Raw genomic sequence first — 16,284 nt, 5'->3', positions numbered from 1 at the left:
GGCAAGCTTTAGAGCACCGGAAATAATTCTTGTTGTTTGTATTGCGATGGTGTTAAATGTGATGTTGGGCAGTTTAATCGGGTTGATTTTGCCCTTTATATTCACGAGATTTAAAGCTGATCCTGCTACGGCAAGTGCTCCATTAGTAACCAGTTTATGTGATATTTGCGGTGTTTTGATTTACTTTTCCATTGCTTCCAGTTTATTGGAATTCTAAGACAAACAGAAAGATATAAAACCTAATGTTTTCAATTAAACTCAAAAGACCTAAATGTAGATATTCTTCATTTAGGTCTTTTTTATCTAATGGAATTTGAAATTTTACTTAAAATACTATTTAAGAAGGTACAACTTCTGCGTAAAGATCAAAATCTTCAGCTTCGATAATCTTGACCGTGGTGAACTCACCTGTTTTTAAGTATGTTTTTGAGGCATCGATCAACACTTCATTATCAACATCTGGAGAGTCAAATTCTGTGCGGCCCACAAAATATTGACCTTCTTTTCTATCAATGACAACTTTAAACTCCTTACCTATTTTTGCTTGGTTCAATTCCCAGGAAATTTGTGATTGGATTTCCATAATTTGATTGGCGCGATCTTGTTTGACCTCTTGTGGCACATCATCTTCCAAATTATAAGCATGTGTATTTTCTTCATGACTATAAGTAAAACAGCCCAAACGCTCAAAACGCATATCAGTTACCCATTGTTTCAATTCCTGAAAATCCTCTTCTGTTTCTCCTGGATAACCTACAATTAAAGTGGTCCGAATCGTCATTTCGGGAACTGCTTTTCTAAATTCCGAAAGCAATTTTGTCGTTTTTTCCTTGGTCGTTCCACGGCGCATACTTTTAAGAATATGGTCGGAAATATGCTGTAACGGAATATCAAGATAATTACAGATTTTTGGTTCGCGCTTTATGACATCCAGCACATCCATCGGGAAACCTGTAGGAAACGCATAATGCAAACGGATCCATTCCACGCCTTCTACTTTTACAAGTGCTTCGAGTAATTCGGCTAAATTCCTTTTTTTGTATAAATCGAGTCCGTAATAAGTTAAATCCTGCGCAATCAGAATTAATTCCTTAACACCTTTTGCGGCAAGTTTTTCAGCTTCTATAACAATGTCTTCAATTGGTGTGGATCGGTGCTTACCACGCATAATCGGAATGGCACAAAAACTACATGGTCTATCACAACCTTCTGCAATTTTAAGATAGGCGTAATTTTTTGGAGTCGTGGTCAATCGTTCGCCAATAAGTTCATGCTTATAATCGGCACCTAATGCTTTTAACAATCCCGGTAATTCCGTAGTTCCAAAATATTGATCCACATTCGGGATTTCTTTTTGTAAATCAGGTTTATATCGTTCGCTCAAACATCCGGTTACGAACACTTTATCAACTTCGCCATCTTCTTTTTTCTGCATAAAATCGAGGATGGTATTGATGCTTTCTTCTTTTGCATTATTGATAAAACCACAAGTATTAATAACTACAATATTACCTTCTTCTTCATGCACCACATCTTTACCGCTTGCTTTAAGTTGACCCATAAGCACCTCACTGTCATAAACATTTTTACTACAACCAAGGGTTACAACATTGATGCGGTTCTTTTTAAGTGATTTCGTTCTCATATCCAAAAAATTAAGTGTGCAAAGATAGACAAATGAAGTGGAAATTGAAGTTGAAGTCTAAAATGAAATGATCTTCTTCCATGGATGTTTGCAGAATCAAAGGAGAAGTTAAGATTGTTGTTGAAAAAAATCCTTTAAAATTATTTATTCGATATCTTCTATTAAATAGACTTTATATTTAATACCCATATTTTTGGCATATTTTCGTACACTTTCATAGAAACCAACTCTTCTCCTTAATTTGTCCACTGTTTTCGGATTTTCAATGGGCCAGATAATTAATTGAGGTTCGTCAATTCCAACTAATTTTACCCTTGTTGCTTGACTACCATAAATTTGTGGTTTATTTTCAGACATGAGAACTCTATCCAGAGTTAATGCGTATTTGGTAAATTCTATTTCATTCTCGTCAACTGCTTTTTTTAAAACAGCCAAATATTTTTTCATGATCTGAGGGGAAGCATGTTGAATGACCGCCCAAGCAACATCACTTTCGTTTTGTCCCACTAAAGACTTTCCAGGATATCCATGCTCTTTAATTATCGATTCGATTTTTATCAAGTTGAGTGAATCGTTTTCTCTAATCTTATTTTCGAGGATTTTTTTTAAACCAGCATCATCAACATTGAATTCTTTTTTTAATGAGTCAGATTTTGAATCATACACTTTCTGAATAAAATAAATCTTTCTCAAATCTTGGTCATCATCATTAATCTTACTTAATTCATTTTTTAATTCTTCATTTAGTTTTGTCTGTGCGGTTGATACCAATGAGACAAATATTAAAATTGATATTAGTATTGTTTTCGTAAGGTCTTTTGAGTATTGTACAATATTACAATGTGTGCTGAAATAGGAAGAACAGCAGTTAAGAAGAATTTTACAATCATAAAGAGATTCCTGCTTTCGCAGGAATTTTGAGGCTACTTAAAAAAAGAATCTACAAATTCAAATTTATTGAAAACTTGCAAATCATCTATGCCTTCTCCGACGCCAATATATTTTACAGGAATTTGAAATTGATCGGAAATTCCAATAACGACACCTCCTTTGGCAGTGCCATCCAATTTTGTAACGGCTAATGAAGTGACTTCTGTAGCAACAGTGAATTGTTTTGCTTGTTCAAAGGCATTTTGTCCAGTTGAACCATCCAAAACCAAAAGGACGTCGTGAGGTGCATCAGCAACTACTTTTTGCATCACACGTTTGATTTTAGTCAGCTCGTTCATCAAGTTAACTTTATTATGTAAACGTCCTGCGGTATCAATAATAACCACATCGGCATTTTGGCTGACGGCACTTTTTAAAGTATCAAACGCAACCGATGCTGGATCGCTTCCAAAACTTTGATGTACCATTGGCACCTCAACACGATCGGCCCAAACTTGCAATTGCTCGATTGCCGCAGCTCTAAAGGTATCGGCTGCACCAAGAACCACTTTCAATCCTTGCTTTTTGAACTGTGATGCCAACTTACCAATAGTTGTCGTTTTTCCAACGCCATTAACACCAACCACCATAATTACATAGGGTTTTTTACCTTCTGGAATTGTAAATTCTGTAGCATTGCCACTGTCGACTTCCGATAATAATCCTGCAATTTCTTCACGCAAAATCTGATTGAGTTCTGAAGTTCCCAAATATTTATCCTTGGCAACACGATCTTCAATTCTATCAATAATTTTTAGTGTAGTATCCACACCAACGTCGCTCGACACCAAAATTTCTTCAAGATTATCAAGAACATCGTCATCAACTTTCGATTTTCCCGCAACGGCTTTGTTAAGCTTAGTGAAAAAAGAGGTTTTGGATTTTTCCAATCCTTTGTCTAAGGTTTCTTTTTTTTCTGAAGAAAATATTTTTTTAAAAAAACTCATTCGTTTTAAGTATTAGTAGGGGATGATATGACATCAATCAGTAATAACAAATTTCTTGCCCTAAGCGTCAAACTGCTAATTTGTCATAATCTACTCAAATATAGATATAAAAAAACTGCTTTCAAATGAAAGCAGTTTTTAAAATATATAGTGAACTATATTATTTACTCTTTAAAAAGTCGTCAACAAATTCAGGTGCAGTTACAGTTTCAACGAACTGGTAAGCCCCTGTTTTTTGAGATTTAACCATTTTAATAGCTTTGGTTAATCTTTTAGATCCTGTTTGTAACGACGCTACCGATTTCTTTGCCATGACTTACTTATTTTATTTCTTTATGAACTGTCATACGCTTAAGAATTGGATTAAATTTTTTAATCTCCATTCTGTCTGGCGTATTCTTTTTATTTTTAGTGGTGATGTAACGAGAAGTTCCTGGTTGTCCAGATTCTTTATGTTCGGTACACTCTAATATGACTTGTATTCTATTACCTTTCTTTGCCATTATCTTAACTTTTTAGCTTGTGGCTATTATTTTAAAAATCCTTTAGACTTCGCCTCTTTGATCGCAGCAGAAATTCCAATTTTATTAATTGTTTTCAACGCAGATGTAGAAACTTTTAAAGTCACCCATTTATCTTCTTCAGGAATATAGAAACGTTTTTTGATCAAATTCGCATCAAATTTACGTTTCGTTTTATTCATAGCGTGAGATACGTTGTTCCCAACCATCGCTTTTTTACCAGTAAGTTCACAAACTCTTGACATTCTTTATAACTTTAATTATGTTATTTAAAACAGTTTGCAAATTTAGTAAAACTTTACAATACCAACAAACTAATAGTGTTTCTTTTTTAAAATTTCTTTTTCCAACATTTCAAAGGCTTTGTTTGTTGCGCTATTGATCACTTTATGGCGGTAGTTTCCAAACGTAAAACGCTCCGAATAAACGTAGTCTTTTGTAGCCAATGCAATAAAAACCGTTCCAACCTCAGCATCGGCATCTCCTTTGGTCGGCCCTGCGTTTCCAGTGGTTGCCAATGCATAATCGGTATCAAACAAATTTAAAACCGATTGGGCCATAGCTTCTGCCACTTGACTACTTACCACTGAAAACTCATTAATCAACTGTTGATCAATCTTTAAAACATCCACCTTTGATTGTGTGGCATAACTGACCACGCTACCTTTAAAATATTGGGAGGCACCAGCAATAGCGGTGAATGATTCGGCAATTTTACCACCGGTACAACTCTCGGCTGTGGCAACGGTTTTGCCCAAATCTATTAATTGCCGTCCAATAACAGCTTCAATAGATTCAGCGCTCTCAAAACCAATAAAAATATCTTCTATTTGTGGCAACAACAATTCAATTTGATGTTTTATTTCAATTTGAATCAAATGTTTATCCATTGATTTGCCAGAAAGACGTAAGCGCACATTTCCTAAACTCGGTAAATATGCCAGTTTTATATATGATGGCAAATGATTTTCCCAAGCTTCAATACGTTCTGCAAGTGCACTTTCACCAAGACCATAAGTTAATATGGTTTCATGTTGGATATAAGGAAATTCAAATCGTTTGGCAAGTTTTGGAATGACCTCATCATCAATTAATGCTTTCATTTCAAAAGGCACACCAGGAAGCGAAATAAATATCTTACCTTCTTTTTCAAGCCACATTCCAGGAGCACTACCGTGCAAATTCATCAAAACCTGTGCTTTTGATGGTACCAAAGCTTGATCTAAATTGATTTGTGTGGGAGTTTTGACTACAAAATTAGACCAAAGCCGTTTTATATTTTCTGTAACAGCGTCATTTCTAACCAGAATATCATCAAAATATTCGGTAAAGGTCTGTTTGGTAATATCATCTTTTGTGGGGCCTAATCCACCTGTAACAATAATGATATTGGCGTTTTGCTCGGCTTCTTTTAGAGCTTTTAGAATATGTGCACGATCATCTTGGATAGAAGTAATCTGAAAAACAGATACTCCAATTTTATTGAGTTGTTTGGCAATAAAAGCTGAATTGGTATCAACTATTTGACCAATCAGGATTTCGTCGCCGATAGTAATAATCTCAGCTAACATTAAAGATTGAAATCTCTTTTTATTTCCTCAGAAGCCTTTTCAACAGCATCCAACACAATCTTTAAAGGACCAGAAATATCTTCATCAACTTTTTCGAACTTTCCCCAATCCTGAACAGTTATCAGATCATCCAATATACCCATCTCAAACAAATCGACCGTGGGCTTCATTTTGTGTGCTGCTTGATAAGCAGTAAAATAATCAGCTTCCAACACCGCTTTTCTAAGCCGCTCTGCATCTTCAGGAACTTCTTCTAAAAAAGCGGCCGCAATTGTTTCTACGAAATCCTCATCGCCGTCGGCCAATTCGCGAACACGATAAAGTTTATAATTTTCTTCCATTTACTTGATTGTTAATTTAAACATTTCGGTATTTTCAATCAACCCCCTAAGCTCATCATTCGCTTCTACTTTAGCAACCCCCGATGGTGTCCCTGTAAAGATAATATCTCCAATCTTCAAAGTAAAATATTTCGACACATATTCAATCAGCTCATCGATCTTCCAAAGCATGTGACTGGTATTTCCTTGTTGAACAACAGATCCATTTTTTTCCAATGAAAAACCTATGTCATCCATAGCTTTAAAATCAGATTTTGGAAGCCATTTGCCTACCACTGCTGCACCATCAAAAGATTTGGCTTTTTCCCATGGCAAGCCTTTTTCCTTTAATTGTTGTTGCACATCGCGAGCGGTAAAATCAATTCCAAGACCAATTTCATCATAATATTTATGTGCGAATTTTTTATCGATATACTTACCAACTTTCGAGATTTTAACCAAAATCTCAACTTCATGATGCACATCATCAGAAAAATCTGGAATAAAAAAAGGTTGCTTCGTGGCTAAGAGTGCTGTATCCGGTTTTAAAAATATTACGGGTTCTGTTGGTTTTTCATTCGCCAATTCCTTGATATGCTCTGTATAATTGCGTCCAATACAAATGATTTTCACTTCGTACTATTTAATTTAATTGTTATTATTTATATGATTGTGGGGTGATATTTATAAATAAAGTGAACGTTATTAAAGTAAAAGCAGAAAAATATGCAGTGCCAATACAAATAACGCTAAAAGATTGACAGTGCTCATTAACTTTAATTGGGCCATACCCAATAACGATTCACAACGAATTTTAAGTCAATTTATTATTAAAGTTCCTCACTTTTATAGCCGTCAACACTTTTTTGGTATAAAGTGGGAAATCAGCATTAAGCAGCCATCCAAAATAGCCAGGCTCTTCATTCAACACATCTTCCACTCTTTTACCTTTATGCTTTCCAAAAGAAAAACACTCTTCATTATATTTATTGTAAGTGATAAAACCGGCAAAATCCGCAAATTTCTTACGCGAACTAAATTCGGCCAAAAACTTGGCATCATTTTCCAATTCGTCATACTTCGCTATTTGAGCTTTTAGAACTTCATAAGTAGCTTCGGTATCAGCTGCGGCACTATGTGCATCCTCAAGATTTTTATCGCAATAAAACCTATAAGCGGCTGCCAATGTGCGTTGTTCCATCTTATGAAATATGGTCTGCACATCAATTGCGACACGACCTTTCATGTCAAAATCTACACCGGCACGCAACATTTCCTCGGCGAGTAAGGGAATATCAAATCGGTCGGAATTAAATCCTGCCAAGTCAGAATCTTTGAGCATGGCGTTGATTTCCTTAGCCAGTTCTTTAAAGGTAGGTTTGTCTGCCACATCGGCATCAGAAATTTTATGGATAGCCGTTACTTCTGCAGGAATAGGCATTTCTGGATTTACCAACCAAGTTTTTCGGTCTTCTTTGCCGTTAGGAAACACTTTTAATATTGCGATTTCCACAATACGATCCGTGGTAATATTAACACCTGTAGTTTCTAGGTCAAAAAAACAAATAGGTTTGGTAAGATTGAGAGCCATATTATACATATTGCAAATTGATAAGTGCAAAAATATAAAAACCCAATCAGGATAAGGCTAGATTTATGATTTGTTTATGTTTTTCAATTTTAAACCCCACAGTTTCAATCGATATCGAAATAAAACATGTGAGGTTCTTAAATCCATTAGATCTCCCGGTTCATGTCCCAAGATTCTAGGTAATCTTTGACAGCTTTTACAAATTGACCGCCCAATGCCCCATTAACCACGCGATGATCATATGAATGTGACAAGAACATTCTGTATCGAATTCCGATAAAATCACCTTGTGGAGTTTCTACAACAGCCGGAACTTTTCGAATGGCACCAAGTGCCAAAATTCCAACTTGCGGCTGATTGATTATTGGTGTCCCCATAATGCTTCCAAACGTACCAACGTTAGTTACAGTATAGGTTCCGCCTTGAATATCATCTGGTTTTAATTGTCCTAAACGCGCTCTATTAGCCAAATCATTAACATGCTTAGTCATTCCCAAAAGATTTAACTGGTCTGCATCTTTAATAACTGGCACAATAAGATTACCATCAGGAAGTGCCGCAGCCATACCTAAATTGATATTTTTCCTTTTGATGATTTTATCATCTTGAACCGAAATATTCATCATTGGGAAATCACGAAGTGCTTTTGCAACGGCTTCCATAAAAATTGGCGTAAAGGTCAAAGCTTCGCCTTCACGTTTTGCAAAATCATTTTTCACTTTATTTCGCCAATTCCAAATATTGGTCACATCGGCCTCCACAAAACTTTGAACGTGCGCTGATGTTTGAACAGAATCGACCATATGCTGGGCTATCAATTTACCCATTCTTGTCATTTCAATGATCTCATCGCCATTACTAGCCGTGACTGCAACTGGTTTTGATTTCTCGGCAACCTTTGGCGTCACTGTTTGGGCAATAGCTTCTTGTTTTACGGACTCTGCCGGTACAGCTTTATCTGCAACAGCAGGTGTCGCTTTTCTATTTTCAAGATATTCCAGAACGTCATTTTTAGTGACACGACCATCTTTTCCTGTACCAGAAATTTGGTCTAACTCAACTTGCGAAATACCTTCTTGTTTGGCAATATTTTTCACCAATGGAGAATAAAACCGATCATCTGTTGAAACTACTGGCGCAGCCACAACAGCCTTTGCTGCCTCAACGGTTTGTGCCACATGGGCCACTTCGGGAGTTTCAACTACAGGTGCAGAAATTGGTTGTTGCGCAGTTACAGAAGGTACATCAACAGCACTTGCATCAGTTTCGATAACCGCAATAACCTGACCCACTTTTACCACATCATCCACATTAAAAAGAATCTCGGTCAAAACACCATCTACTTCACTTGGTACCTCACTATCCACCTTATCGGTTGCAATTTCCAAAACTGCTTCATCAGCTTCAATAGTATCACCAACGTTTTTCAACCAAGACGTGATCGTTGCTTCTGCCACGCTTTCTCCCATCTTTGGGAGCTTCAGTTCAAATTTTGCCATATTATTATTCTAATACTATAATTTCTATTTACTCTTGCAAAATTAATTAAAATTGCCATACTTCATTACATTATCATTTATAATTTGAGAATTCACAAGGTATAAGCACATTGCTGTTTTTATAATAAAATTACTTCACCGTGCTGTTGTGAACTATCGCTTCCAATTATAAAAAAACTATCTTTGGGTAAAATCCTAAAGGTCAAACCCTTGTTATTACCTAAAGATATCATATTCTGAATAATCTCATTATACCCAAGTGTATTTCCATCAAAAACAACCTGCTTATCTCCTATTAAACCAACAATATCTTGACTTATTTTTATGTGAAAAGGAAGTTTTATATTGAAGTTTGAATGAGCTGTCACTAAAACGCGCTCAGTAACAACACTGTCAATTGGTTTATATTTTTTCATAAACAAACGTGAAAACAAGATTCCAAACCGAACAAAAACATCAAAAACAAGATTGGTTTTAAAGTGCTTGTGATAAAAAATTTGCATTGCTCCGTAAAAATGTTTCGCGTAATTTCCGTCTTTTAAAGTGCTTTCACCTTTATAATGGAGAACACTTGTTTTTCCAAAATACACATTTTTATATCCTGCTTTTAAGACTTTATAAGACAAATCGATATCTTCGCCATACATAAAATAGTCTTCGTCAAAACCATTAACCTCATCGTAAACAGCCTTTCTCAAAAACATAAAAGCTCCAACAAGAACCTCCACATTACCAATATCATTTGCCGACAACTTACTGGCATAATAAGCATTAGGAAATCCTAATATTTTTTTTAAGGACACCATGGGTGTGGGGATATTGCGTTTACTTTCTGGCAAAAACTGACCGCGACCATCAAGAAGTTGACAGCCCAAAAGTCCTATTTTAGAATTAGTTTCGGCATGAGCCAAAATCATTTTAAAGGTATCTTCAGCAACTACAGTATCCGGATTTAAGATGCAAATATATTTGCCTTTTGCTTGTGCTACACCAATATTATTACCTTTTGAAAATCCAAGATTCTCGCTGTTTTCAATTAAACGAACCGTTGGAAAAAGCCGCCTCACCATTTCACAGCTATCGTCTGAAGAATAATTGTCTACCACTATAATTTCAGCATCCAAATCGGTAATTGCCGCTTGAACACTTTTGATGCACAACTCCAAAAAGTAACGCACATTATAACTTAAGATCACAACCGATAGCTTCAAAACAAACTAAGATTTTAATGAAGATTCAAAAGGAATTCTATTTAAAATACTTCTTCCAAGGGTGACCTCATCAGTATATTCTAACTCATTTCCTACCGAAATACCTCGCGCAATGGTTGACGTAATAATATCAAAATCCTGGATTTGTTTGAAAATATAAAAATTGGTCGTATCGCCTTCCATAGTCGGACTTAATGCAAAGATCAATTCCTTGACGCGGCCTTCTTTTACTTTTTCTACCAACGAGCCGATATTCAGATTATTTGGACCAATGCCATCCATAGGAGAAATTTTTCCGCCCAAAACATGGTACAACCCTTTGTAGGAACTCGTATTTTCAATGGCCATCACATCTCTGACATCTTCGACGACGCAGATTATTTCATCCAATCGTCTTGGATTAGAACATATTTCACACAGTTCGGTGTCACTGATATTATGACAACTTTTGCAAAACTTAATGTCCTGCCGCATCTGTTGTAAAGCCGATGTCAACAATGTTGTTTGCTCTTTTGGCTGACGCAATAAATGAAGCACCAACCGCAATGCCGTTCGTTTCCCAATACCTGGGAGTTGCGACATTTCATTGACAGCTTTTTCGAGTAGTTTTGAAGAAAATTCCATGGCTGCGAATTTACAATTTTAGTAGTTGTTTTTTTAGCCTTTAGCAAATTCTTATTTTTTGTTTAAACTCTAAATTTGGAAAATGGATATTTAAACGTGAAATTTACGCCATATTTCCCCTTTATGAATTCTACAACCATCCTCCTACTCATCCTGTCATATTTTGCAATCCTTGTTTTGATATCCTTTCTAACGGGAAAAAGTGCTGATAACAACACATTTTTTACAGCAAACAAAGAAGCGCCTTGGTATATTGTAGCTTTTGGGATGATCGGCGCCTCATTATCGGGAGTGACGTTTATTTCGGTTCCAGGCTGGATTGAGGCTTCACAATTTAGCTATATGCAAGTGGTGTTTGGGTATATGGTGGGCTATTTAGTAATTGGCACTGTACTTCTTCCGCTTTATTATCGATTGAATCTTACTTCAATTTACACCTATCTGGAAGAGCGTTTTGGAAATGCATCTTATAAAACCGGAGCTTCATTTTTCCTGATTTCAAGATTGGTCAGCTCAAGTTTCAGATTATTTCTTGTGGCTAATGTTTTGCAAGTTATCCTATTTGATGACTTGGGAATTAGTTTTTGGCAAACCGTAACGCTTACTGTTGTTTTGATTTGGCTTTATACTTTTAGATCCGGAATCAAAACTATTTTATGGACAGATACTCTACAAACCCTATTCATGCTTATTGCAATGGGTGTTGCCATTTATACCGTTAGCGAGGATTTAGGAATTAGTGGCGGCAACATTTTAGGCTATGTCTTGGAAAGCGATTTGTCCAAAATGTTCTTTTTCGATGACTTTAAATCCAGTAATTATTTCTGGAAACAATTCATATCAGGTGCTTTTATAGCTATTGCAATGACCGGACTGGATCAAGATATGATGCAAAAAAACTTAGCATGCAAAAACCTGAAAGATGCTCAAAAAAATATGTTTTGGTTTACAATCATATTAACTATTGTAAATTTTGTGTTTTTGAGTTTAGGCTTACTTTTGACCGTCTACGCACAACAAAACGGTATCGATGCCCATAAAGATGAACTCTTCCCTATATTGGCAAAAGAATATCTTGGTGTTGGGGTTTTTGTGTTTTTCCTTATCGGACTAATTGCCGCAGCTTACAGCAGTGCTGATAGCACGTTAACATCACTAACAACTTCTTTTAGCATTGATATTTTAGGAATTCAAAAAAAATACGATATCAATAAGCAGATTGCCGTCCGAAAACGCATACACATCTTGGTTTCAATTGTCTCTATTTTGGTGGTCATCGGCTTTAAATATGTCATTAAAGATGAAAGTGTAATTGCCAAACTCCTCCTATTTACTGGATATACTTATGGTCCGCTATTAGGACTTTATGCTTTTGGACTATTTACCAAATGGCAAATAAAAGACAGATGGGTGCCTATAATTGCTATTTTATCTCCAATTTTAACCTATATCATCAGTGTTAATAGTTCAAAATGGTTCGGATTTGAATTTGAGCTTTTTGTCCTTATCCTTAATGGCGGATTGACATTTTTAGGTTTAATATTGATTCGTACCAAGCAATACCAAAGTGCATGAGGTTTCAAATTCAATTTCTGCTCCCTCTAAAAGTTTAAAAAACTCTGGATTTTCCGTTCCAGGATTAAAAATTATCCGTTTGGGATGCAATGCTATGAGATAATCATAAAATGGCTTTTGTCGTGTGGGGTTCATGTACATGGTTATGGTATCGACATCTTTATAGGATTTCAATTCTGTATCAATTTTAACGCCTTCAACCTCACCTTCTTTTAATCCAAAAGCAACGACTTCATGACCGTTTGTCACCAGTTTGTGCATGGCCATATTAGAATAACGACTTGGATTTAACGACGCTCCAAATACCAATGTTTTCTTATTCTTTTGCATAGTTTAAAGATTTATTATTTTAAAAAATCCAGTAATAACTGTAACAATATACAAAAGTAATCGTCTGTTGTATATCAGTCAAAACAAAATTCATCAATCAAATCAAAGAAAACTAATCACTAATGAAATCATTATTTTTTTTGTGCATTTTAATGTGCTCTACCGCATTTGCACAACCCGCATCACACCTCCCAAAAGAAGGCAGCGTTTCTGGAACCGTTATTGACGCCCAGCTCAACCAACCACTTCCTTACGTAACCGTTGTGATAAAAAACAACAAAAATGAAACCATCAACGGCTCCATCACACAAGATGACGGCAGTTTTAAAATCACAAAACTTCCTGAAGGTCAATTTTCTGCATTGATCCAATACATAGGATACAAAACCATTACGCAACCTTTCAAAATCGGGAAAGACAGTTATGATGTGAATTTTGGTAAAATTCTTCTGGAAGAAGACATTGCCTCTTTGGATGAGGTTACTGTGGTTGCCGAAGTTTCGAGCATTCAACAAAAAGTTGATCGAAAAGTTGTAACCGTTGGAAAAGACTTGGTCACTTCTGGTGCTACGGCATCGGATATTATGAACAATATTCCTTCGGTTAGTATTGATCAGCAAACCGGAAATTTGAGCTTGCGCGGCAATGAAAACGTACGTGTTATGGTTGACGGAAAACTGTCGAACGTTCCGGTGGACCAACTTTTAAAACAGATCCCATCATCTTCCATCAAGCAAATTGAACTGATTACCAATCCTTCGGCCAGACATAATCCTGAAGGTATGAGTGGTATTATCAACATTATTCTTCATAAAAACACCAATATCGGTTTTAACGGAAATATCAACTTAGGATTGACCAACGATATCAATGCAAAATTTAACAGTTCAATCGATTTGAACTACAGAAACGGAAAGTTTAATTTTTACGGAAATTATGGCAACAATATTGGCAAAGGTGCAAACTATGGAACCATTGACCGACTTGACAATAACTCACGACAAGAATTTGATATCCTAAATATAAACAAATCGCACTTGTATAAATTTGGAGTGGATTTTTATGCGAATGACAAGAATACCATTTCTGTATTTACAAATCAAAACACTTATGACGGCAAAGCTAATGCCCTCATAAGCATCCTTGCGCCAAACACAGCTATGCAAGGTCAGTATTTTAATGTTTTTGCCGATAATTTATCCTCGCAATATAATTTTGCATGGAAACATAATTTCACAAAAGAAGGCGAAAAACTAGATTTAGAAGTGGATTACAACACCTATGGTTCTGACGAAACCTCAAATTTTGAATACATAAACATGTCATTTCCTCCTAATTACTCTGATTATGTGGATACAGATAGAAAACAAACCACCATAAATTTAGATTATGTCAATCCGTTGAGCGATAATTCAAAATTGGAAGTTGGTCTTGAAGCACGTTTGTTCAACACTGATCTTGATTATGATTCTACCGGAAAATCTTTTGATGTCACTGGTACTATTATCAATACACCAAGTACAGATTTTAATTATACCAGAGATATTTATTCGGCATATATTACCTACGGAAAATCTTTTGATAAATGGAGCTATCAGGTTGGTGCCCGTGCCGAAACGGTCAAGGAAGATGCCGATGCCATTAGTTATACAGAAAACTCTCGTGAAAACAATCCCTTTAAAAACGATTATTTCCAAGTTTATCCTTCGGCATTTTTAACCTATACACCATCAGACAAAAACTCTTACCAAGCCAGTTTAAGCCGACGCGTGGACAGGCCAGGATTAAGACAAGTAAATCCTATTAGAGAATGGAGCAGTCCGCTAACGTCATCATTTGGTAATGCCGAATTACAACCTCAATTTACCAATTCGATTGAACTTAATTATACACGAAAACTGGAAAAAGGTTCAATTACAGGAGGCGTTTTTTACCGAATGATAGAAGATGAAATCAATCGTGCAGTATTTGTTGACCGCTTGGACCTAAATAAAGCCATCCTTACTTTTGACAATTTTGACAATACCTCTGCGTATGGCATTGAATTATCAAGCTCATACAAACCAACACAATGGTGGAGTTTTAACGCCAGCTTTGACCTTTTCGCACAAACACAAAAAGGAATTTCAGAAATTTTAAACACACCTCCAGGGCAAACTCCATCATTGGATGACATTTCGCTTTCGGAAATAAAAGTAGATAATATTGCTTATAGCCTTAGAATGAGCAACAACTTTAAAGTTACCAAAAAATTAACGCTTTCGGCTTTTGGGATGTACCGATCAGAACAAGAAGGCTTGCAATTTAAAAGTGATGCCATGTACTTTGTAAATACCGGGTTAAGATATTCTTTAATGAATGATGCCGCGACTTTTAGTTTTAATTATAATGATGTTTTTAATACGATGAAGGCCGGATTTAAAGGCAGTAGTCCATACCAACAAGTTGGACAGTTTAACTGGGAAAGCAATACTTGGAATATTGGATTATCCTATCGTTTTGGAGGCGGAAAATATCGCGCTTTACAACGTAAAACCAGAGATAGCAATGAAATCCAGGGTGGTGCTGGCGGCGGAATTATGTAGCACTATTTTTTATTTATAGGATCTACTTAAAGGCTGGACAAAAACAACTTTTGCCTTAAACTATTTGCTTGTTAAAGATTTACTAAACACTGGCAAATATTTGGAGCGATCCAATATAAGTGCTTTTTTTATCCCACCTAATAAACTATTGTCTGATTTTTAAATTGATTTGAATTAGCCTTCTACTTTTTGAGAAAAGATATTAGCAAAGTAGGTATACATTAAATTCGGAGTTTCGATTCCGGATTTTTTTTTCTTAGAAAATCCATTTTTAAATCCATGAGATCTATCCCCGAATTTTAAGGCATTAACTTTTATGATATAGATAGAAATTTCAAAATTTGAAAGATTTCACCTTCACAATTAAATACTTTCTGTTAATTAATAGTTAAAATCCAAAATCAACAAAATAAAACCGAACTTTTAACGTCTTCTAATATAGTGGTTAGTTTTTATAATTATATTCTAATAATTAGTTAGTTAAAGTAGGTTAATAGCAGAAAAACCCGAAACAGAATTTGTTTCGGGTTTTTTAATTTTGAATTAAACTGAAGTCAAGGTTAATTTAAAATTTGATCACCTTTTATTTCATCATGAAATTCCTGCCTTCTCAGGAATTTTTACCATTTTATAATCACGCTTCCCCAAGTAAACCCACTTCCAAAAGCCGCCAATACCACTACATCACCGTCTTTGATCCTTCCTTCTTCCCAAGCTTCAGATAATGCAATAGGAATGGATGCCGCTGTTGTATTACCATATTTTTGAATATTGTTGAATACCTGATCATCACTTAATCCAAATTTTTTCTGAATGAATTGCGAAATCCTCAAATTGGCCTGATGAGGAATCAGTAAATCGATGGCTTCTTTTGGCAGATTGTTTTTTACCAAGCCTTCAATAATCACTTCACTGAACCTGACCACGGCATGTTT

Annotated in this window: 18 protein-coding genes; 3 read left to right on the top strand and 15 right to left on the bottom strand. The window is 35.7% G+C overall.

Annotated features, from left to right (window positions below; genetic code table 11):
* The coding region (locus VNJ50_RS09620) for a magnesium transporter (RefSeq protein WP_325581304.1) at positions 1 to 217 on the top strand (217 nt) is incomplete at its 5' end.
* Positions 218 to 337: 120 nt separating this feature from the next.
* Here VNJ50_RS09620 and rimO read toward each other — a convergent pair.
* The 13 genes from rimO to recR form a co-directional block, all read right to left on the bottom strand.
* Positions 338 to 1,645, bottom strand: coding sequence for a 30S ribosomal protein S12 methylthiotransferase RimO (gene rimO / locus VNJ50_RS09615; protein WP_325581302.1), 1,308 nt, complete (start codon positions 1,643 to 1,645; stop codon positions 338 to 340).
* Positions 1,646 to 1,789: 144 nt separating this feature from the next.
* Positions 1,790 to 2,416, bottom strand: coding sequence for a DUF6624 domain-containing protein (locus tag VNJ50_RS09610; protein ID WP_325581300.1), 627 nt, complete (start codon positions 2,414 to 2,416; stop codon positions 1,790 to 1,792).
* Between the two features lie 152 nt (positions 2,417 to 2,568).
* The gene (gene ftsY, locus VNJ50_RS09605) at positions 2,569 to 3,522 is read right to left on the bottom strand and encodes a signal recognition particle-docking protein FtsY (protein WP_325581298.1); all 954 of its coding nucleotides are present in this window, start codon (positions 3,520 to 3,522) and stop codon (positions 2,569 to 2,571) included.
* A gap of 160 nt (positions 3,523 to 3,682) precedes the next feature.
* The gene (locus VNJ50_RS09600; RefSeq protein ID WP_325581296.1) at positions 3,683 to 3,835 is read right to left on the bottom strand and encodes a DUF4295 family protein; all 153 of its coding nucleotides are present in this window, start codon (positions 3,833 to 3,835) and stop codon (positions 3,683 to 3,685) included.
* Between the two features lie 7 nt (positions 3,836 to 3,842).
* Positions 3,843 to 4,025, bottom strand: coding sequence for a 50S ribosomal protein L33 (rpmG, locus tag VNJ50_RS09595; RefSeq protein WP_007648529.1), 183 nt, complete (start codon positions 4,023 to 4,025; stop codon positions 3,843 to 3,845).
* 26 nt (positions 4,026 to 4,051) lie between these two features.
* Positions 4,052 to 4,288 (bottom strand): 50S ribosomal protein L28, encoded by a 237-nt coding sequence (gene rpmB, locus VNJ50_RS09590; protein WP_053977453.1) that lies wholly within the window; start codon positions 4,286 to 4,288, stop codon positions 4,052 to 4,054.
* A 69-nt stretch (positions 4,289 to 4,357) separates the two neighbouring features.
* Positions 4,358 to 5,614 carry a CinA family nicotinamide mononucleotide deamidase-related protein gene (locus VNJ50_RS09585; RefSeq protein ID WP_325581293.1) on the bottom strand — a complete coding sequence of 419 codons (1,257 nt, stop codon included), beginning with the start codon at positions 5,612 to 5,614 and terminating at the stop codon, positions 4,358 to 4,360.
* Entirely contained in the window at positions 5,614 to 5,955 is a 342-nt protein-coding gene (locus VNJ50_RS09580; RefSeq protein WP_325581291.1) for an Hpt domain-containing protein, read from the bottom strand. The genes VNJ50_RS09585 and VNJ50_RS09580 overlap by 1 nt, the downstream gene beginning before the upstream one ends.
* Entirely contained in the window at positions 5,956 to 6,567 is a 612-nt protein-coding gene (locus VNJ50_RS09575) for a fumarylacetoacetate hydrolase family protein (RefSeq protein WP_325581289.1), read from the bottom strand.
* Positions 6,568 to 6,748: 181 nt separating this feature from the next.
* A complete protein-coding gene (locus VNJ50_RS09570) occupies positions 6,749 to 7,525 on the bottom strand; it encodes a 3'-5' exonuclease (RefSeq protein WP_325581287.1) in 777 nt (258 codons plus the stop codon).
* A gap of 146 nt (positions 7,526 to 7,671) precedes the next feature.
* Complete coding sequence (locus VNJ50_RS09565) at positions 7,672 to 9,024, bottom strand: dihydrolipoamide acetyltransferase family protein (RefSeq protein ID WP_325581285.1); 1,353 nt, start codon at positions 9,022 to 9,024, stop codon at positions 7,672 to 7,674.
* A gap of 119 nt (positions 9,025 to 9,143) precedes the next feature.
* The gene (locus VNJ50_RS09560) at positions 9,144 to 10,235 is read right to left on the bottom strand and encodes a glycosyltransferase family 2 protein (RefSeq protein ID WP_325581283.1); all 1,092 of its coding nucleotides are present in this window, start codon (positions 10,233 to 10,235) and stop codon (positions 9,144 to 9,146) included.
* A 6-nt stretch (positions 10,236 to 10,241) separates the two neighbouring features.
* Entirely contained in the window at positions 10,242 to 10,859 is a 618-nt protein-coding gene (gene recR / locus VNJ50_RS09555; protein WP_325581281.1) for a recombination mediator RecR, read from the bottom strand.
* 123 nt (positions 10,860 to 10,982) lie between these two features.
* On the opposite strand from recR, the gene VNJ50_RS09550 reads away from it, so the two are divergent.
* The gene (locus tag VNJ50_RS09550; RefSeq protein ID WP_325581279.1) at positions 10,983 to 12,434 is read left to right on the top strand and encodes a sodium:solute symporter; all 1,452 of its coding nucleotides are present in this window, start codon (positions 10,983 to 10,985) and stop codon (positions 12,432 to 12,434) included.
* On the opposite strand, the gene VNJ50_RS09545 is transcribed toward VNJ50_RS09550, so the two are convergent.
* A complete protein-coding gene (locus VNJ50_RS09545) occupies positions 12,396 to 12,764 on the bottom strand; it encodes a CoA-binding protein (protein ID WP_325581277.1) in 369 nt (122 codons plus the stop codon). The genes VNJ50_RS09550 and VNJ50_RS09545 overlap by 39 nt on opposite strands.
* A 122-nt stretch (positions 12,765 to 12,886) precedes the next feature.
* On the opposite strand from VNJ50_RS09545, the gene VNJ50_RS09540 reads away from it, so the two are divergent.
* Positions 12,887 to 15,349 carry an outer membrane beta-barrel family protein gene (locus VNJ50_RS09540; RefSeq protein ID WP_325581275.1) on the top strand — a complete coding sequence of 821 codons (2,463 nt, stop codon included), beginning with the start codon at positions 12,887 to 12,889 and terminating at the stop codon, positions 15,347 to 15,349.
* Positions 15,350 to 15,969: 620 nt separating this feature from the next.
* On the opposite strand, the gene VNJ50_RS09535 is transcribed toward VNJ50_RS09540, so the two are convergent.
* On the bottom strand, positions 15,970 to 16,284 hold a 315-nt coding region (locus VNJ50_RS09535; RefSeq protein WP_325581273.1), incomplete at its 5' end, for a 3-oxoacyl-[acyl-carrier-protein] synthase III C-terminal domain-containing protein.

It is taken from the genome of Gelidibacter sp., assembly GCF_035577925.1.
Classification (GTDB): Bacteria; Bacteroidota; Bacteroidia; order Flavobacteriales; family Flavobacteriaceae; genus Gelidibacter.
The sequence above is the reverse complement of the archived record's forward strand: the minus strand, read 5'-3'. Positions and strand labels throughout refer to the sequence as shown.